Source organism: Sorangium sp. So ce185 (assembly GCF_051526825.1).
GTDB lineage: Bacteria > Myxococcota_A > Polyangia > Polyangiales > Polyangiaceae > Sorangium > Sorangium cellulosum_D.
Window position 1 is genome coordinate 5,776,304 of the sequence record NZ_CP150316.1, and the last position, 19,517, is coordinate 5,795,820.

10 protein-coding genes are annotated in these 19,517 nt (G+C 71.6%); 8 read left to right on the forward strand and 2 right to left on the reverse strand.

What is annotated here, in order from left to right; all coding sequences use genetic code 11:
- Positions 1-1,434, reverse strand: coding sequence for a magnesium transporter (gene mgtE / locus WMF26_RS21105; protein ID WP_437947988.1), 1,434 nt, complete (start codon positions 1,432-1,434; stop codon positions 1-3).
- 481 nt (positions 1,435-1,915) lie between these two features.
- On the opposite strand from mgtE, the gene WMF26_RS21110 reads away from it, so the two are divergent.
- Both WMF26_RS21110 and WMF26_RS21115 read left to right on the forward strand, forming a co-directional pair.
- Positions 1,916-3,535, forward strand: a complete 1,620-nt coding sequence (locus tag WMF26_RS21110) for an SEL1-like repeat protein (RefSeq protein ID WP_438001807.1) — start codon at positions 1,916-1,918, stop codon at positions 3,533-3,535.
- A gap of 301 nt (positions 3,536-3,836) precedes the next feature.
- On the forward strand, positions 3,837-5,825 hold the full coding sequence (locus WMF26_RS21115; RefSeq protein WP_438001808.1) for an ATP-binding protein: 1,989 nt from the start codon (positions 3,837-3,839) through the stop codon (positions 5,823-5,825).
- Between the two features lie 167 nt (positions 5,826-5,992).
- On the opposite strand, the gene WMF26_RS21120 is transcribed toward WMF26_RS21115, so the two are convergent.
- Positions 5,993-9,277: a UvrD-helicase domain-containing protein gene (locus WMF26_RS21120; protein ID WP_438001809.1), complete on the reverse strand. Its 3,285-nt coding sequence runs from the start codon at positions 9,275-9,277 to the stop codon at positions 5,993-5,995.
- A gap of 515 nt (positions 9,278-9,792) precedes the next feature.
- On the opposite strand from WMF26_RS21120, the gene WMF26_RS21125 reads away from it, so the two are divergent.
- From WMF26_RS21125 to WMF26_RS21150, 6 genes are all read left to right on the forward strand, one after another.
- The gene (locus tag WMF26_RS21125; protein ID WP_438001810.1) at positions 9,793-12,036 is read left to right on the forward strand and encodes a DUF2169 domain-containing protein; all 2,244 of its coding nucleotides are present in this window, start codon (positions 9,793-9,795) and stop codon (positions 12,034-12,036) included.
- Positions 12,037-12,148: 112 nt separating this feature from the next.
- Positions 12,149-14,566: a type VI secretion system Vgr family protein gene (locus WMF26_RS21130; protein ID WP_438001811.1), complete on the forward strand. Its 2,418-nt coding sequence runs from the start codon at positions 12,149-12,151 to the stop codon at positions 14,564-14,566.
- A 97-nt stretch (positions 14,567-14,663) separates the two neighbouring features.
- The gene (locus WMF26_RS21135) at positions 14,664-15,101 is read left to right on the forward strand and encodes a hypothetical protein (protein ID WP_438001812.1); all 438 of its coding nucleotides are present in this window, start codon (positions 14,664-14,666) and stop codon (positions 15,099-15,101) included.
- Positions 15,102-15,146: 45 nt separating this feature from the next.
- On the forward strand, positions 15,147-17,795 hold the full coding sequence (locus WMF26_RS21140) for a DUF2169 domain-containing protein (protein ID WP_438001813.1): 2,649 nt from the start codon (positions 15,147-15,149) through the stop codon (positions 17,793-17,795).
- Positions 17,792-18,841, forward strand: a complete 1,050-nt coding sequence (locus tag WMF26_RS21145; RefSeq protein WP_437947996.1) for a pentapeptide repeat-containing protein — start codon at positions 17,792-17,794, stop codon at positions 18,839-18,841. The genes WMF26_RS21140 and WMF26_RS21145 overlap by 4 nt, the downstream gene beginning before the upstream one ends.
- A 17-nt stretch (positions 18,842-18,858) precedes the next feature.
- Positions 18,859-19,503: a DUF3540 domain-containing protein gene (locus WMF26_RS21150; protein ID WP_437338861.1), complete on the forward strand. Its 645-nt coding sequence runs from the start codon at positions 18,859-18,861 to the stop codon at positions 19,501-19,503.
- Positions 19,504-19,517: the final 14 nt, after the last annotated feature.

Here is a 19,517-nt window from a genome sequence, read left to right on the forward strand (position 1 = left end):
TCAGACGAGGAACGCACGGGCCAGGCCGAGGAAAATGAAGAAGCCCATGCTGTCCGTGGTGAACGTGAGCAGGACGCTGGAACCCTGGGCCGGATCGCGGCCCAGGCGCTGAAGAACGATCGGAACCATGCAGCCGACCATGGCCGCCACCACCAGGTTGAGCAGGATCGCCGCGGCCATCACCAGACCGAGAGGGACGCTGCCGTAGAGGGCCATCGCGGAGAGCCCCACCAGCGTGCCCCAGACGGCGCCGTTCATCAGGCCCACGAAGAGCTCCTTTTGCAGGAGATGACGCACGTTCGCCCGCGTGATGCGGTCGAGCGCGAGGCCACGGATGACGAGCGCCACCGTCTGATTGCCGGTGTTGCCGCCGACGCTCGCCACGATCGGCATCAGCGCGGCCAGCGCCACGAGATCCCGAATGGTGCTCTCGAAGAGGCCTATCACCCGCGAGGCCACGAACGCCGTGAGCAGGTTGACGAACAGCCAGAGCCAGCGGTTCCTCGCGCTCGTCCACGCGGGGGCGAAGTAGTCCTCCTCGCCCGCCAGGCCCGCGCGCCGCAACGCCTCGCCCTGCGCCTGCCGCCGCAGGAAATCCATCACCACATCGACGGTCAGCCGGCCGACCAGCTTGCCGCGCTCGTCCACCACCGGCGCGGCGATGAGGTCGTACCGCTCGAACGCCTTCGCCGCGTCGCTGGCCCGATCCCGCGGCGTGAAGCTCACCACGTCCGCGGACATCACCGCGCTCACGCGCGCGCTCGGCGGGCGGAGCAGCAGGTCCTTCAACGAGAGCGTGCCGCGGAGCACGTTGCGCACGTCGACCACGAACAGCGCCTCCGTGTGCGACGGCAGCTCGGCCCGCCGGCGCACCTCCTCGAGCGCGCCCGCAATATCCCAGCTGTCGCGCACCCAGACGAGCTCCGGGCTCATCAGGTGGCCCACCGAGTCGTCCGGGTACGCGATCGTCGACCGGAACAGCGACTGCTCGCGCGCGTCCAGCGACTGGTACACCTCCGCCACGATCTCCGGATCGATCGACTCGTTGATGTAGGCGAGATCGTCGGGGTCGAGCTGGCCGAGGAGCGCGACCAGGCGGCCCCGCTCCGTCTCCGCCACGAGCGAGTCGCGCACCGACGGTGAGGCCTCGAGCAGCACCTGTGCGGCGTGGTAGGGCTCGAGCTCAGCCCAGACCACAAGCCGGTCCGGCTGGGGGAGCACCTCGATGATGTGCGCGAGATCCGCCGGGTGCAGATCCCTGAGCTTCCTCTGCAGCAGGGCGAGATTTTGACGGTGGACCAGCGACTCGATCAGCTCTTTGTTCTTGCTCTCCTGCTTGTGCGTCAGGGCCTCGATGACGCGTTGCTTTTCGAGCAGGGTAGTCACCAGGCTCTGGCTCTCTTGCAGTCTCTCCTGGGACCTGGACGTGCTCATGGAGGCTCCGGGCGCGGGCGGCGCGCCGAGCATAGCCCGGCACGGACCGCGCGGCCGGCGTACGGGCGCGCTGCCGCGCTCGCCATATTGACCGGACCCCACGGCTCATGGTTCTGTCGCCCCGATGAAGCGCGCCTTCGACATGTGCGTGGTTGGGCTCTCGCTCGCAGCGACGGCCTGTGGACCGGGCCTGGATCCCGAGGTGGTCGTGCACCCGCCCCGGCCCACCGTTTTGCCCGCGAGCAGCGCCGGCGAGAACACCGGCGGGTGTCCGGCCATCGGCCACACCGAGCCGCTCATCGTCGACTGGCTCACGACCCGCCGCTCCGATCTCGGCCTCGCGATGAAAGAAGGCGTCGCCGTCGTCTCCTACGACTGCACGACGTTGAAGCTCCTCGCCCAGTGCAAGCTCCCAGGCACCTACTCCTACGCGGGCGTGAGCCGGAACGAAAATGTGATTCAATTAACAAATCCTGCGGAGATGCAGGCGAACGTTCCGTTTGGCGCGCCGGCGCTCAGCACCGCGATCGAAGGCAACCAGACGGCCGCGTTCGACGTGGCGCTCGTGCCCGCAGGGAAGATGGCGACCACGGTGACGTCGGCCTCGGCGCAGGATCTCTCGGGCAGCTGCGAGGGCGCGACGCACTTCGTGCGCGCGGCGCTCCTCGGGGCCTTCGCGATGGCGCCGGGCAGCCGCGGCGCGGCGCGGACGGTCGATCAGGTCTTCGCGGCGGTCGGGCCTGCGGCGGCGTCGAACCAGGGGGGCACCGCGAGCCGGGAAGGGGAGATCGAGGCGTGCCGGGCCGCGAAGCCCGACGCGCAGGCCCCGACGGACCGCTGCCATGCGCCGCTTCGCCTGGAGCTCGTCCCGCTGGAGGCGAAGAAGGCAGAGACGGCCGAGCCGGCGGCGAAGCCGGCCGAGGACGAGCTCCCGAAGCTGGCGAGCTCGTGCCCGGTCGGGACGGTGCGGAGCGGGGCGAAGTGCTCGCCGCCGGCGGCCACGCCCGCGCACCTGTGCGAGCCCGCGGACGCGAGGGCGTGCGCGGCGCAGTGCGGGAAAGGCGACGTCGGCAGCTGCTATCACCTCGGGATTCACTACCTGAGCGGCAAGGACCTGCCGCGCGACGACGCGAGGGCGGCGGAGCTGTTCGAGAAGGCGTGCGGCGCGGGCGTGACGCAGGCCTGCTACGCGCGGGCGCGGCTGCAGCTGCGCGACATCCAGAGCGCCAAGGTGCCGCCGGACACCGCGGGGCGGGCGAAGGTGCGCGAGTTCGCCGACAAGGCGTGCGAGATGGGCGACGGCTGGGCGTGCTTCAGCGCGGCCGAGTGGTACCTGAGCGAGGGCCCGCAGGCGGTCCTCCCGAAGGACGCGACGCGCGCCGTCGCGTTCCTCCGGCGCGGCTGCGATCTCGGGTACGGGCCGAGCTGCAGCGCGCTGGGCAAGATGCTCATCGAGGGGAAGCTCGCGGCGAAGGACGTGGCGGTGGCGGTGGGCGTGCTCCAGCGCGCGTGCGAGGGGGGCCAGGCCGAGGACTGCGTCGACCTCGGGGACATCCTCCGCAAGGGGCAGGGCGCGCCGAAGGACGGGGTGAAGGCGATCGCGGCGTACCGGCGCGGCTGCAGCCTGGGGGACATGCGCGCGTGCAACGCCGCGGGCGCGGTCTTCGCGGAGGGCGACGGCGTGCCGAGGGACGTCGCGAAGGCCTATTCGTTCTTCGAGAAGGGTTGCCCGGAGAAGGGCTTCGGCGCCGAGGCGTGCATGAGCCTCGCCGGGATGTACGAGAAGGGGACCGGCATTCCGAAGGACATGGCGCGCGCCGCCGCGCTCTACGAGAAGGTGTGCGGCTCGGGCGGCTGCCTGCGGGCCGCGGAGATCTGGCAGCGCGGGGACGGGGTGACGGCGGATCCGGAGCGGGCGTTCTCGCTGTACGAGAAGGCGTGCTCGCAGTGGGGGGAGAAGAAGGCGTGCGACGCGTTCGGACAGCTCCTGGAGAAGAAGGACAAGGAGCGCGCGCGGGCCTTCTACGCGGAGCAGTGCTCGCGGACCCAGGACAAGGCGGCGTGCGCGAGCCAGAAGCGGCTCGGCGGCGCGCGCAAGTAGGCGAGGCCGCGGCGCTCCGGCGAACCGCGAGCTCACGGCGCTGAGGCGGGGGCTCCTGCTCGTCCCTCGCCGAGTTCACCGAAATAGCTCATCCCGGCCCGGTTCGGTCGCCGCGAACGCGCCGCGCTCTCTTCAGTTCATGCGCGCTTTCCGCCCTGTCGCGGCAAGGCTGCGAATCTGACGCTGACGATTGTGGAAAGGTGGTTGTCACGCGGGATCGCATACCGTAACCTACGAGCGGTCACGAAAGCGCCTGGCTCGCTCCGCTGGCGTCCTGGGATCGCGATCGATCGATCCCAGGATGGGGAGGGCCACGATGCGGATGAACATGGATCTGTCGCGCGGTGACGTCGCGGTCACCGGCCCGCGCGTCGCGCCGTTCGACGTGCCCAACCACGCTGTCCAGTTCTACGAGAGCGAGACCTTTCTGGCTGAGAGGGTCACCGCGTTCCTGATGGAAGGGCTGGACGCCGGTCAGCCGCTCCTCGTCATTGCCACGGAGCCGCATCGCGACGCGTTCGTTGCTCGCCTGGCGTCGGCGAGGTCCGAGCTCGACGCGCTTCGCGCCGAGGGTCGTGTCGTTTTCCTGGACGCGTCCGAGACGCTCTCCACGTTCATGATCGGCGCGATGCCGGATCCCGAGCTCTTCCGGGGCACGATCCGCCGCTTGATTGAGCAGAGCCGGCGCGCACGCGACGGGGTGACCGTGCGCGCTTACGGGGAGATGGTGGACGTCCTGTGGCGCGACGCGAACCCGGACGCGGCCATCCGGCTGGAGGAGCTCTGGAACGAGATCGTGAGCGACGGCACGATCGCCCTCCTATGCGCTTACGCGATGGGCGGCTTCCGCACGGATGCGCACGGATCGCGGTTTCGAGACGTCTGCAGCACGCACGCGCACGTGATTCCCACCGAGAGGTACACGCAGCTCGACGAGCACGCCCGCCTGCGGGAGATCAGCGTGCTCCAGCAGCGCGCGCGAGCGCTGGAGAGCGAGCTCGAGTACCGCGAGGAGCTCGAGGGCGCGCTGCGGCAAGCGCTGGCCGATCGCGAGCGCGCCGAGGCCGAGCGCGAGCGCGTCCTCGAGATGGAGCGAGCAGCCCGAGCATCGGCGGAGGCGGCGAGCCGCTTGAAGGACGAGTTCTTGGCGGTCCTCTCTCATGAGCTGCGGACGCCGCTCAACGCAATCCTGGGATGGTCGCATATCGCCAACGGCGTCCCGGAAGACGCGGCGACCGTCAAGCACGCGCTGACGGTGATCCGTCGGAACACGGCAGTGCAGCTGAAGGTCATCGAGGATCTCCTCGACGTGTCGCGGATCGTGACCGGAAAGCTGCGGGTCAGCGTCAGCATCGTCGATCTCGGCGAGATCCTGAGCTCGGCGCTCGACACCGTCCGCCCTGCGGCGGACGCGAAGAGGATCGAGCTGACGCTGCGCATCGACGACTCCGCGCGCAGGACGACCGGCGACCCCGCGCGGCTTCAGCAGGTCGCCTGGAACCTCCTGTCCAACGCCGTGAAGTTCACGCCCGAGTGCGGGAGGGTCGAGGTATGGCTCGAGCGTGCCGGCGGGCAGAGGCGGATTGTCGTTCGGGATACCGGGCAGGGCATCGCGCGCGAGTTCTTGCCGCACGTCTTCGAGCGATTCCGTCAGGAGGACACGGGCACCACGCGCAAGCACGGAGGTCTCGGGCTAGGACTATCGCTCGTGCGGTACCTCGTGGAGGCGCACGGAGGCACGGTCGCGGCCGACAGCGACGGCGAGGGGCGCGGCGCGACGTTCACGGTGACGCTGCCATTCCGCGAGCCTGCGGCGGACTCCGTGAGGCAGCCTGCTCCACGAACGAAGGTGACGCTGCGCGACGTGCGCGTGCTCATCGTGGACGACGACGCCGATACGCGGGAGCTGTTCGCGTACATGCTCACCGGGACGGAAGCGACGGTCGCGTGCGCGGCGTCGGTTGAGGAGGCGCTCGCGCAGCTCTCCTCGCGAGCGTTCGACGTGATGATCAGCGACATCGGAATGCCGGGGCGCGACGGCTACGTGCTCATCGACACGGTCCGCAGGCACGTCGACCCGAAGGTCCGCAGCATCCACGCGATCGCGGTGACGTCCTACGCGGGGGAGCACTACCGGCGACGAGCCATCGAGGGCGGGTATGACGAGTACATCGCGAAGCCCCTGGAGCCGGGTCGCTTCGTGGCGACCGTCGCGCAGCTGGTCGGGCGACCGTCGCGCAGCGCCTCGTTGGGGGCGACCGCGGGGACAAGCGACGAGGACGCTTGCTAGCGGTGCTCGACGCGGTTTGAACCTCAAGGCGCGCTGATCGCCATAAAGAAGATGGTGATTCGATCCGTCTTGGACGCCGAAGAGCGGATCTTCGGGTCCTCTGGCGTCCTTGGCGCTGACGGTTCTTGTCGTCGGGGTCGCTGTTCAGGCGCGGCGCGAGCGCTGCCCTAGAACAGCTTCATCTGGCGATCCGCCGCCGCGCGCGGCCTCTTCTGCGCCTCGGGCGACGGACCGGCTCGCAGGAGCAGCCGCTCCTCGACCTCGCGAACGAACGGCGAGACCTCGGTCTCGACCACCTTGCCGTGCCGCGCGCGCTGCATCGCGCGCGTGAGGAACAGCCGCTCTCGCGCCCGCGTCATGCCGACATAGAAGAGCCGGCGCTCCTCGGCGACGTCCGTCTCCTCCCTGCCGGGGAACCGCAACGGGAGCAGGCCGTCCTCGCACCCCACCAGGAAGACCACCCGGAACTCCAGCCCCTTGGCCGCGTGCAGCGTGAGGAGCGAGATGCGGTCGGCCCGCGGATCCCACGCGTCGATCTCGGTGCTCACCGCGAGCTCGATCAAGAATCGGTCGAGATCCCCCCCGCAGCGCTCCGCGAGCGACAAGAGCAGCTCCAGCGCCGCGTCCACGTCGGCCTCGCCGAGGCGCGCCGCGCCCTCCGCGGGCGGCGCGCCGTCCACCGCCGGCTGCGCGACCTCCTCCCGCAGCCGCGCCGCGGCCGCCTTGAGCCGCGCCGCGAGCGGCCCCGGCGGAGCGCCGGCCAGGGCCCGCGCGAGCGCCTCCGAGGCCGCGCGCTCGACGAGGCGGCGCTCCGACCGCCGCTGGAACGGCATGCCCGAGCGAGCGAACGCCTCCCGGAGCGGCTCGGATTGCGCCTCCGTCCGGTAGAGCACCGCGAAGTCCGAGAAGGAGTACTCGCCGCCCGCCGCAGGCGAGTCCACCCGCCCGCTATCCATCGAGAAGAACGTCGACCCCCCGAGCATCCGCTCGATGGTGTGCACCACGCGCTCGGCCTCGGCCGCCTCCGTGGGCGATTCATGGACCGCCACGAGCTCCACGCCCCCCGCGCTCGGCAGGAGCTCCCGCGCGCCGAGCGTCGGCGAGGGCGCGATCACCTGGAGCGCCGCCTCGACGATCGGGCGCGACGAGCGGTAATTCCGCTTCAACCGCACCACGCGCGCCGCCGGGAAGTCCTGCTGGAAGCGGAAGAAGAAGCCCACGTCCGCGCCGCGGAAACCGTAGATCGCCTGATCCGGATCGCCGATGGCGCAGACGTTCCCGCCGGGCGGGACCAGCGCGCGCACCAGCCGGTACTGGCGCTCGTCGATGTCCTGGTACTCGTCGATGGAGAGATACCGGGCCCGCGCGCGCGCCGCGGCGAGCGCGTCGCCCTGCGCCTCGAGGAGCAGCACCGCATGGCCGACGAGATCGTCCAGGTCGAGGAGCCCGCGCGCGGCGAGCTCGTCCTCGTACACCTTCCACGCGCGGTCGAGGTGGCGGTCGATCTCGCTGCCTTCGGCCGGCGCGCCCTCCTGCGGCCGGGGCGCGTCGGCTTGGCGCGGGTAGCGCCGCTTCAGCGCGGCGATGTCGGCGAGCAGCCGGGCCGCCCGCCGCTCCGGGACGTTGAGCGCCGCGGCGAGCATCGCCAGCCGCTCGCGCTCGCCGGCGATCCCGGGCGGAGCGCCGCCCGCGGCCTGCGCGTGCTCGCGGAGCAGCGAGAGGCCGAGCGCGTGGAAGGTCATGGCCGGCACGCGGCCGCCGGCCTCGCCGAGCAGCGCGCCGAGCCGCTCCCGCATCTCGTCGGCGGCCCGGCGCGTGAACGTGATCGCAAGGCACTGCTCCGGCGGCACGCCGAGATCCAGGACGAGGTGGGCGATCCGGTGCGTGAGCGTGCGGGTCTTGCCCGTGCCCGGCCCCGCCAGGAGGAGCACCGCGCCCTCGGTGAGCTCCGCCGCGGCCCGCTGCTCCGGGTCGAGCCCGTCGAGCAGCGCCGCGCCGCCCGGGGGCCCCCCGCCGGGCGGCGCGCCGAGGGACGCCTCGCCGGCGGGCCCCGGCGCGCGCTCGGCGGGGGCCCGGCCGCGGCGCGGGGGCGGCCGCGACGCGTCGGAAGCGCGCGGCGGCGCGGGAGGGCGCGCCGGCGCGGACGGCGGCTCCGGCGCCGCGGGCTCGGGCTGGAAGAGGAGCCCGCCCCCGCGGCGCTGCGTGAGCTCCTCCGGCTGGAAGACCCGGATCACGCCGTACTCGCCGTCGTAGCCGGCGTCGCGGATCACGCGCCCCTCGCGCATCCGCGCGATCGCCTCGGAGAGGAGCGGCGTCCCGGCGCGCTCGATCTCGTCGAGCGGGGCGTCGCCGAGGAGGAACAGCTCGGGGCCGAGCCGCGACAGCACCCCGTCGTAGCTCCGCTGCACCACCTTGCTGGAGGCGCCAACGCCGTGGAGCTCGGCCAGCACCTCGGGCAGCGGCACCAGGTTGCGGAACTCGCTCGCGCCCTCGGGGCGCACCCCCTCCTCGCGGTCGGCGAGCTCCTCGACCCGGTGCAGCACGCCCACGGTGACCGGGTGCCCGCACACGGGGCACGCGAGGGAGCGCGCCCGCGTCTCCGCCGGCGACAGCACGACATTGCACTTCCGGTGGCCGTCGAGGTGGTATTTGCCCTCCTCCGGGAAGAACTCCACCGTGCCGCCGAAGCCCTGTCCGGTCTCCAAGGCGCGCCGGATCGCGAAGTAATCGAGCGGCGCGTCGAACGCCGTGGCCTCGCGGCCGAGCTTCGCGGGCGAGTGCGCGTCCGAGCTGGAGACGAGCCGGTAGCGATCGAGCCCCGAGATGCGCCAGTTCATCGCGGGATCGGACGAGAGCCCGGTCTCGAGCGCGAAGATGTGCGGCGCGAGATCGCCGTAGCACTCCTCGACCGCGTCGAAGCCGGCCTTGGAGCCGAGCACCGAGAACCACGGAGTCCAGATGTGCGCTGGCACGAGGTAGGAGCCCTCGCCCGACTCCAGCACGATCTCGAGCAGGTGACGCGAATCGAGCCCCAGGATCGGCCGCCCGTCGGCGGTCAGGTTGCCGATCTTCGAGAGCGCGCGGACGATCCGGTCCGCGGCCTCGAAGTCCGGCGCATAGAGGAGATGATGGATTTTGCGCGTCCGATCTCCCTTCTTGTAGATCGTCGAGATCTCCACCGAGAGCATGAAGCGGGTCTCCCCGCGGCACGCGCCAGGGAGACGCTCCGACACGACGCGGCCCAGGTCGTCTCGCAGGCGGAAGAGGCCGGGCTCGGCGGGCACGAGGCGCTCGCGGAGCTCGGCCATCCACGCCGGATGGGTGAAATCCCCCGTGCCGAGCACCGCGATGCCCTTGCGCTGAGCCCAGTAGCTCAGGTGCGCGAGATCGCAATCGCTGCTCGTGGCGCGCGAATATTTCGAATGCACGTGAAGGTCGGCATAGAAACGCATGGTGACCCGTAAATGAGGTGTTGTTCCCTATCGAGAACTTCCTCGCGCTGTCAATCGTGGACACCGATGCTTTTGTTGAATAAATAATGGGAAAATTGATGCGCGAATCGTAAGGTTCCGAGATGAAGCGCGGAACGTGGCAATCGAGGGTCGCTCGCCGTAATGTCAATGCCGGCGGGGCGGGCGCGACGTGGATGCGGCCTGGATGCGGCCTGGGAAAGGCGCTTGTCGACGGGCGTCGAGCGTGACGCGCGTCGACGGAGACGCGTGCGACGCGCGGGGGCCAGCGCGCCTCTGTCGCTCGCTATCGCGTCGAGTCCGCTCGCCCCTCGACTGGGCCGGTGTGCTCGCGGCGAGGTCTCCGGAACGACACGCTCCTACCTGGAGCGATCCGGACAGGCGACCTACCTCACCTTCGCTGCGCCCGCTTGCATCCGCGAGGCGTGCCACGGTACGTTACACGGCCCAAGAGCCCTCCGTCGCGGTCGAGGCGCGCGGGGCTCGAGAGCTCGTTCGTGCAGTCGCCCTGGCCCCTCCCTGTCGCCACCCTGACGCCGGCCTCGTGCGGCGCCGTCCTGTGGCGGATGCAGGGCGCCGAGCGGCTCACGGTCATCGTCAAGGCCACCTTCTCCCTCGTCCACGAGCGCACCGCGGAGCTCGCCGCTCCGGCGGCTCTCGTCGGCGCCGACGTTCCTCGGGATGGGTGGGGCAGCCTCGAACAGGCCTGCGAGACAGCACCCTACCTCCCGAGCGCAGGGGTCCTCGTGCGCGGACACGCCTCGGCGCCCGCCGGGACGACCGTCACCGCGCTCTCGGTGCGGGTCGCGCTCTTCGGCGACGACCGCTGGATCCTCAACAAGGTGCTCCACGTCTACGGCGACCGCACGCGCGAGGCGCCGAGCCCACGCCCGTTCGCCCGCATCCCGATCGTGTACGAGCGCGCGTACGGCGGCCCGCATGTCGAGACGAACCCCGTGGGCGTGGGGTTCGGCGCGACGCTGCCGAACCTGGTGGATCCGGCGGACGCGACGCGGCCGGCCGGCTTCGGTCCGATCGCGCGGACATGGGCCCCGCGGCGGTGCTTCCTCCAGCAGGGCCAGGAGCCCGACGCCCCCGTGCCGGCGCTCGATGGCAGCTTCGATTTCCGCTACTTCCAGGCCGCGCCCGCGGACCAGCAGCTCGATTTCCTGCGCGGCGGCGCGTGGATCTACCTCGAAGGACTGCATCCGCACTACCCGTGGTTCCGGTCGAGCCTGCCGCCGGCGCGCGGGGTCGCGCGGCTCTACCGGAGCGGGCCGGGGGGCGAGGACCACGAACAGCCGGTCGAGCTGGTCGCCGACACGCTGGCCATCGACGCGGATCGCCTGCTCTGCTCGATGGTCTGGCGCGGGAGCGCCGCGCTCGCGCCGGGCGACACGCTGGCCCGGATGCGCGTGGCCGCGGGCGTCGAGATGCCGGGGGTGCCGCTCGTGTGGCCCTCTCCACGCTCTGGCCGGTCGTCGCCCCTCGCGCCGCGCGATGCGCCCCCCGCCGGGAGCGCACCTGGGGGCGGTCGTGGCCTGACGCTCGCCGGGGACGAGCAGGAGGGCGAGACCTCCGACGGCCACCCCTCGAGGCCCCGGTCCCGCCCGCTTGCGCCCTTCGCGCTGGCCGAGCCCCGGAGCGCGCCTGCGCCCCAGGGGACCGCGCTCCCCGGGGCGCCCTGGAGCCCGGTGCGCTTCATGCCGTTGAATCCGCTGCTCGGCGAGACGGCGGACGCCACGGTGAGCGCGTCCGCGCCGCCGTTCGATATGTCCCCGCCCCAGGCAGGCGGCGCCGAGCCGTCGCCGCCTGCCGGCTTGCCGTTCGTGCCGGCGCCGGCGCCGCGTCCCGAGCGGGCCCCGGACTCCGTGCCGTTCGCGATGCCCTTCGCCCGCGCCGAGGCCGCGCTGCCGCCGAACCTCGAAGCTCCCGCCGGGGTGGCCGCGCTGCCGCCGCACCTCGACGCTCCCGCCGGCGTGGCCGCGCTGCCGCCGCACCTCGACGCTCCCGCCGGGGTGGCCGCGCTGCCGCCGCACCTCGACGCTCCCGCCGGGGCCCGGGGCACACGCGCGACGCTGCTCGCTAGACTGCGCAGCCGCGGGCCGCTCGACGACCTGGAGCTGGCGGGCCTCGACCTCGACGGCATCGATTTCAACGGAGCGTCGCTCGAGCACCTGAACCTCGCCGGCGCGACCCTCGCCCGGTGCAACCTCTCGGCGGCGCGCCTCGCCGGGGCCAACCTGCGCGGCGCGGATCTGACGGACGCGCGCCTCGACGCCGCCGACCTCACGCGCGCCGATCTCTCCCGCGCCACGCTGGACCGCGCGCAGCTCTCCTCCGCGATCCTCGATCGCGCGGATCTCTCCTTCGCGAAGGGCTCGAACGCGACCTTCGCCGGCGCGTCGCTGCAGGGCGCCGACCTGCGGCAGGCGCGCTTCATCGAGGCCACCTTCGACCGGGCGAACCTCGCCGGCATCAACGGCAGCAAGGCCGACTTCTCGCGCGCCGGCTTCTCGCGCGCCAACCTCTCCGGCGCCGTCCTTCGCGCGGCGAAGCTCAAAGAAGCGCAGCTGCCGTGCGCCAGCGTGGAGGGCGCCGACCTGCGCGACGCGGACCTCGCGGGCGCCAACGTCTATGGCGTCAAGCTCGAGAGCGCGAAGTCGAGCGGCGCCATCCTCCGCTCCCTCGTCGAGATCCCGCCGTCCGAAGGCGATCCAGGAGAACTTTCCAGGAGTTGACCTTGCGGCCAATTTTTGTCTAGTTGCATGATGAGCTCTCCCCGGGGCGTCAGGCGGCCGCGGTCGTCGCGCGATCCCCGGTGCGTGCCCTCGAAAGTTGCAGGTGAATGCCATGGATCTCATCACAATCTCTTCGGGCGTGCTCCCTGCCACCACGCGCGTCGTCGGCTTTCGCGGCATCGAGGCCATCTCGCGCCCGTACCAGATCGAGATCTTCCTCCAGCTCCAGGGCCAAGACGCGGAGTCGTTCGACCTCTCCGACGCGGTGGGCGCCAAGGCCTCGCTCGTGCTGGATCGGGTCACCGACAAGCTCCCACCTTTCGTGTTCTCCGGCATCTTCGCGAACGTCTCGATCCTGCACGAGACCGAGGGCCGCACGCTGCTCCGCGCGGCGCTCGTCCCGAAGCTCTGGCTGCTCAGCCTCTCCCGGCACAGCCGCATCTTCACCAGGCAATCGGTGCCCGACGTCATCAAGGCCGTCCTGGAGGAGAACGGGATCGCCGCCGACGAGTACGAGCTGCGGCTCGGCAGCTACGAGGTCGAGGAGCACATCTGCCAGTACCGCGAGAGCGACCTCGACTTCCTCTCGCGGTGGATGGAGCGCGAGGGCATCTTCTATTTCTTCGAGCACACGCCGGACGGCGACAAGGTCATCTTCTGCGACGCCACCAGCTATGAAGAGGACGCGATCGGAGAGCCCGTCCGCTACCATCCCCAGGAAGGTCACGACGTGACCGCGGGCGCGTCGTTCCGGTCCTTCACCTGCCAGCACACGACGCTGCCGGCGATGATCAAGCTCAAGGACTACGACTACGCCCGGCCCAACCTCAATGTCGCTGGCTCGGCCCACGTGTCGCCGAACGGCGCGGGCGAGGTGAACCTGTACGGGGAGCGCTTCTTCACGCCGGCGGCGGGCGAGCGGCTCGCGAAGATCCGCGCCGAGGAGATGCTCGCGCGGCAGGTGCTGTATCACGGGACGGGCACCCGCACGCACCTCCGATCCGGCTACACGTTCGAGCTCGAGGACCACCCGCGCGCGGCGTTCAACGCGAGATACCTCACCATCGAGGTGCGCCACCAGGGCAACCAGATGGCGGCGTCCACGCAGCTCCGCGAGCTGCTCGACCTGCAGCACGAGGACGTCTATTTCGCCGAGATCACCGCCATCCCCCTGAAGACGCAGTTTCGCGCGGAGTCCCGCACGCCGTGGCCGCGCATCTACGGGTACGAGAACGGCACGGTGGATGGACCGGCCGAGAGCGAGTACGCGCAGATCGACGACCTCGGCCGCTACAACGTGAAGTTCAGGTTCGACGAGAGCAACCTGAAGAGCGGGAAGGCCTCGACCTTCGTGCGCATGATGCAGCCCCACGGCGGCGGCATCGAGGGCTTCCACTTCCCGCTGCGCCGGGGCACGGAGGTGGTCCTGAGCTTCCTCGGCGGCGACCCCGATCGGCCGGTCATCTCGGGCGTCGTGCCGAACGCGCTCACGCCGAGCCCGGTCACGAGCGGCAACCACACGAAGAACGTCATCCAGACGGGCGGCCGCAACCGCCTCGAGCTCGAGGACCAGGCCGGGCAGCAGCGCGTCACCCTGTCGACCCCGTACTCGAACACCTACGTGCGCATGGGCTCTCCCAACGACGGGCACGAGCTCATCGTCAAGACCGACGACAACACGCTCCTCGACGCGGGCAAGACGTTCGACCAGACGGTGGGCCAGAACGGCGGCGGGTCGTGGAACGCCACCATCAAGGACAACTGGATCACCCACGTCCAGTCCGGCATCCACGAGCTCTACGTCGAGACCGGCACCTCGTACACCGAGGTCAAGGGCGACACGTGGCTCCACGTCACGAGCGGCAACCTCTTCACCGACGTCGACTCGGCCACGATGGTGACCAACGTCGAGGGAGACACCACGACGACGGTGAAGACCGGCAATTACACGGTGAACGTCAACACCGGGGACACCACCGTCACCACGAAGGCGGGCAATACGCTCGTCGACACCCAGGCCGGGACCACGACCGTGAAGAGCAAGGGCAAGCTCACGCTCGACACGCAGGACGAGTGCGAGGTCCGGGTCAAGAGCAACATGATCGAGTACATCGACGGCAACCGCGTCGGGCAGATCAAGGGCGCGGAGGAGCTCAAGACCTACGGTCCCTTCAAGAAGCTCTTCGTCTCGAACAACGTCAACGTCACGGGCGGGTTCAAGAGCGACACGTTCCTCGGGCTCTCGGTCACCACGGCCGTCGGCGGCGCCGTCTCCACCTTCATCGGCCTCAAGGCGACCCTGGAGCTGTCGGCCGCCTTCACGGCGACCTACGCGGCCAAGTTCGACATCACTGCCGGCGTCGCGATGGCATACAAGTTCGGCGCCTCGCTCACGATCAACAACTCCGCGGACATCACGGTGCGCCCGATCGAGCTCAAGGAGGTCAAGGCGCGGATCGAGCACATGCCGGCGAGGCTCGCGATGAGCTCGCTCCGCTTCTCCCTCTCGAACGTCCATGTCCTCAGCTAGCGCGCCGGACGGAGCTCTCCCGGGCCGCCTGCGCGGTTCGATCTCGCGAGCCTCGATCTAGCGCCCCATGCAGGCCAAGGAAAGCGCGCGCAGGAACATGGGTATCGTCATCGCTCTCACAGCCGTCCTCGTGCCGCTGATCGTCATCGCGGCCATCCTCTTCTTCGTCTTCCGGGGCGAAAATGCGCTCATCGCCAAGGGCAGGGAGCGGATGGCCGAGCTGACGCAGAGGATCGCGCGCGCCACCCCGGCCCAGGCCACGGTGTCGTCGAGCCGCACGCTCACCACCTTCGAAGGCGGCGCCATGGCCTTCGTCGAGCTCCGGCTCGATGTGCGCCCCTCGAGCGGGGCTGCGTACGCCGCGACGACGGAATGGGAGCTCAACACGAGCTCCTTGTCGCAGGTCGAGCCCGGGAGGCCCGTGGGCGTGAAGATCGACGCCGAGGACCCCGGGCTCATCTACCCGGACGTGACGTGGGCGACGTTCTCGCGCGCGTACGCCGCGCGCCGCCTCACGGGCGCGCCCAAGCGATGAGCCCTCTTCCGGTCTGAACGAGCCCCCCGAGCCCTCGAATCCTCCATGCGCGTCATCAAACCCCAGCGCGTCTCGATCCTGCAGCGCGTGTTCGAGCTCAAGCAGGAGCGCTTCCTCGCCCTCGGCCTCACGGCCTATGTCCCGCTCGACGCGCCGGAGCTCCCGCTCCCGGAGATCGCGATGTGGCAGGAGGTCGCGAAGCAGCTCGGCAAGGACGCCGCATTCGACGAAGGGCTCCCGAAGCCGCGGGGCGAGGTCCTGGTCTTCGGCAAGGCGTTTTCGGCGGGCGGCCAGCCGCGCCCGGCGTTCCGCGCGCGCGTCCAGGTCGGCCCCATCGACAAGGTCGTGTACGTCGTCGGCAAGCGCCGCTGGGAGCGCGGCGTGCCGACCGACCCCGAGCCGCTCACCGAGCTCGCCCTCGGCTGGGACAAGGCGTTCGGCGGGCCGGGGTTCGCCGCGAACCCGCTCGGGACGGGGTTCGCGCCGACCGAGGAGAACGGCAAGAAGATCCACGCGCTCCCCCAGCTCGAGGACCCGAAGCGCCTCGTGAAGTCGCCGAACGATCGCCCGCCGCCCGCGGCGTTCGGCCCGCTCGACCCCACCTGGCCCGGGCGGGTGGACAAGGCGGGCACGTACGACGCCGCCTGGCTCGAGAACGACTTCCCCGGCCTCGCCCGCGACCTCGACCCCGAGTACTTCATGGCGGCGCCGCCCGACCAGCGCCTGCCCGGGTTCTTCCAGGGCGACGAGCCGATCGCGCTCGAGCACCTCCACCCCGAGCAGGCCGCCCTGACGAGCCGCGTGACGGCGCTCGCCGCGCGCTGCTTCTTGACGCGCGCCGCGGGCGACGTCCCCCTCGAGGAGGTCGCGACGCGGCTCGATACCGTCGTGCTCCTGCCCAACGTCGCGCGCATGATCGCGATCTTCCGCGGCGTCGCGCGCGTCGAGGAGGACGACGCGCACGACGTGAAGTGCCTGCTCGCGGCGCTCGAGCGCCGCGGCGCGCCGCGCCCCAAGGAGCATTACCAGGCCATCTTTTCGCAGCGCCTCGACAAGAAGAAAGGCGCCCTCGTGGCGTTCCGCGACCGCGACCTCCTGCCCGAGCCCGACCCCGGCGCGCCCGCGCTGCCGGACGAGAAGATCGGCGACATGGAGGACCTCCTCCAGCGCGAAGGCGTGCTGGAGCGGCGGTCGCACGAGCGGGCGCGGCGCGAGCTGGAGAAGGCGCGCCTGTCCCTGCGGGCGCTCGGCATCGATCCGGACGAGAAGGGCGTCCCGCGCGAGCTGCCGCCGCCCGAGGCGCCGCCGCGGCTCGACGACTTGCCCGACTACGTCGAGCGGGTCGAGTCGGAGGCAGCCCGCATCGAGGCCGAGGCCAAGGCCAAGCAGGAGGAGGCGCTCGCCGTGGCGCGCCAGGAGCTCGCCGAGCACGGCCTGAACCTCGACGAGATCATCGAGCGGTCGAAGAGCGAGCAGGGCGGGCCGCCGCGGTTCCGCGTCGACGAGCACATCGCCCGCATGCGCGAGACCGCCGAGGCGGGCCGTGAGCTCGGCGCCCCGCTGGAGCAGCTCGAGGCGCAGCTCGACGACCCCGCGTTCCTCGCGAGGCTGCGCAAGCTCGAGGAGGCCCAGCTCGTCGCCTACCGCCTGACCGCGCACCACCTGCCGCCCGCGGCCATCCCGGACGCCGAGACGCGGCGGGATCTGCGCGGCCGCGTCGAGGCTGCGCTCGCTTCCGGCGCGCGCGCGGTGATGACCGGCTGGGACCTCACCGGCGCGGACCTCCGCGGGCTCGACCTGTCCGGGGCCGCCCTGCAGCAGGCGCTGCTCGAGCGCGCCGACCTGCGCGGCTGCACCCTGTCCGGCGCGGACCTGTCCGGGGCCGTGCTGGCGCGCGCCAACCTCGAGGGCGTCCGCCTCGCGGGCGCGACGCTCGACGGCGCGAACCTCGGCGAGGCGCAGGCGCGCGGCGCCGACTTCGGGGGCGCGCGCCTCGCCAGGGCGGTCCTGCAGCGCGGCGCGCTCGAGGAGGCGGTCTTCCGCGGCGCGGACCTCCGCGGCGCGGACCTGCTCGAGGCGCGCTTGCCGAGGGGGGACCTCGAGGGCGCCCTCGCGGACGAGGTCCTCTTCTTCGAGTGCGACCTCGAGGGCGCCAAGCTCGACCGCGCGAGCCTGCGCAAGGCGACCTTCTACCGGTGCCGGATGGCGGGGGCGAGCCTCGCGGAGGCGGTGCTCGAGGGCGCGGCGCTCGTCGAGTCCCGCGCCGAGGGCGCGTCGCTCCGGGGCGCCCGGGCGAACAACCTGCGCCTCGTGCTCGGGTGCGAGCTCGGCGGGGCCGATCTCTCGGGCGCGGAGCTCGCCCTGGCGACGATGCGCGGCGCCGCGATGGCAAAGGCGGATCTCTCCGCCGTCCGGGCCGACGGGTGCGACCTCAGCGAGTCGAGCCTGCGCGAGGCGCGCCTCGCGGGCGCGAGCCTCCGGGACGCGCGGCTCATCCGCGCGGACCTCGCCGACGCCGAGCTCTCGGACGCGAACCTGATGGAGGCGATGCTGCAGGGCGCGAAGGTGCCCGGCGCGTCGTTCCAGCGGGCGAACCTGTTCCGCGCGAACCTGATGGGCGCCGAGGGCGACGCGCGCACGAGCTTCAAGGACGCCCACGTCGTCCGCACCCTGTTCCCGAGGCGGAAGCGATGACCAGAGACGATCTCCTCGCGTGCGTCGCGAACGCGGAGCCGGTGACCGACGAGGACCTCACGGGCGCGGACCTCCGCGAGGCCGACCTCTCCGGCGCCGTGTTCGAGCGCGTGTCGTTCCGGGGGGCCGACCTGACCTCGGCGAAGCTCCACGAGTCGGTCTTCGCCGACTGCCGGTTCGAGGGGGCGCGGCTCCCGGGCGCGCGCCTGCGCCACGCGACCTTCGACCAGTGCACGTTCCTCGCGGCCGACCTGCGCGGCGCCGATCTGGTCGCCGCGAGCCTGGTGGAAGCCGACCTGTCGCGGTCCTGCCTCGACGGCGCCGACCTGACCATCGCGAGCCTCGTCAAGCCGCGCCTCGAGGAGGCGAGCCTGAAGGGGGCGAACCTCGACCGCGCCGCGCTCGTCGACGCCGACGCCCCGCGGATCGTCCTCGAGGGCGCGAACCTGCTGCAGACGGCGCTCCTGAAGGCGGACCTGACGACGGCGAGCCTGCGCGGCGCGCGCCTCGACAAGACGATGCTGATCGGCAGCAAGCTCACCGGCCAGGACCTCTCGGGCATGGACCTCACGCTCGCGCAGCTCATGGACGCGGATCTCGGCGGCTGCGACCTCCGGGGCGCGCGGCTCGTGCAGACCAACTTCAAGGGGGCGTCCCTCGTGGGCGCCCGCCTCGACGAGGCGAACCTCGAGCGCGCCCTCTTCGCCGACGCCAACCTGTCGAACGCGTCGCTCGCGAAGGCGAAGCTCGACCAGGCGCTCTTCGTGAAGGCGCGGCTCGACGCGGCGGGCCTCGACGGCGCGAGCGCGTACCAGGCGATCTTCAAGAGCGCGAGCTGCATCGGCGCGACGTTCACCGGCGCCGATCTGACGTACGCCGACTTCTCCTACGCGGACCTCACGAGGGCCGACTTCTCGCTTTGCAAGCTGTTCCGCGCGCGGTTCCACCGGACGCGCGAGCAGGACACCCAGTTCACCAGCCGGTCCGCGGCGCTCGGCGACGACGAGGAGCTGAGCGCGGCGGAGCGGCGCTCGGAGAGTCGATAGGCAGCAAGGAGGTACCGATGAGAGACAATCTGGCAAGAAAGCTCGCGTTGCCTGAACAGGAGGTCGCGACCGTGGTGGGGGTGTCGGGCCGCTGCCTGCGCGTCCGATCGAGCTCCGGCGAGCTCGAGGCGCGGCGCGCGGCCAGCTGTCTCCTCGACCCGGCGCTCGGCGACGAGGTCCTCGTGGCGCACCACGAGCGCGGCTCGCACGTGCTCGCGGTGCTGGAGCGCGACGAGGACGCGCCGGCGCGGCTCTCCGCCGAGGGCGACCTCGAGATCGCCGCGGCCGCGGGCAGGGTCTCGGTGAGCGGGCGCGACGGCGTGGAGGTGCTCACGCCCGGCGAGGCCGTGATCGCGGCGGGCGCCGCGCGCGTCTCGGCGGGGCGCGCCGAGGTCGTGCTCGGGGCGCTGAGCCTCCTCGGCGACAGCGTCACCGCGCAGGTCGACCGCGTGAAGACCGTGGCGCAGTCGGTGGAGACGGTCGCCGAGCGCCTGGTGCAGCGGCTCGACCGGGCCTACCGCTTCATCGCGCGGTCCGAGACGGTGCGCGCGGAGTACGTGGAGTTCGAGGCGCGGTCCGCGTTCCACGTGAAGGCGGAGGCGACGCTCGTGAACAGCGGCGGGCTGACCAAGATCGACGGCCCCCAGATCCACCTGGGCTGAGAGGACGGAGGACA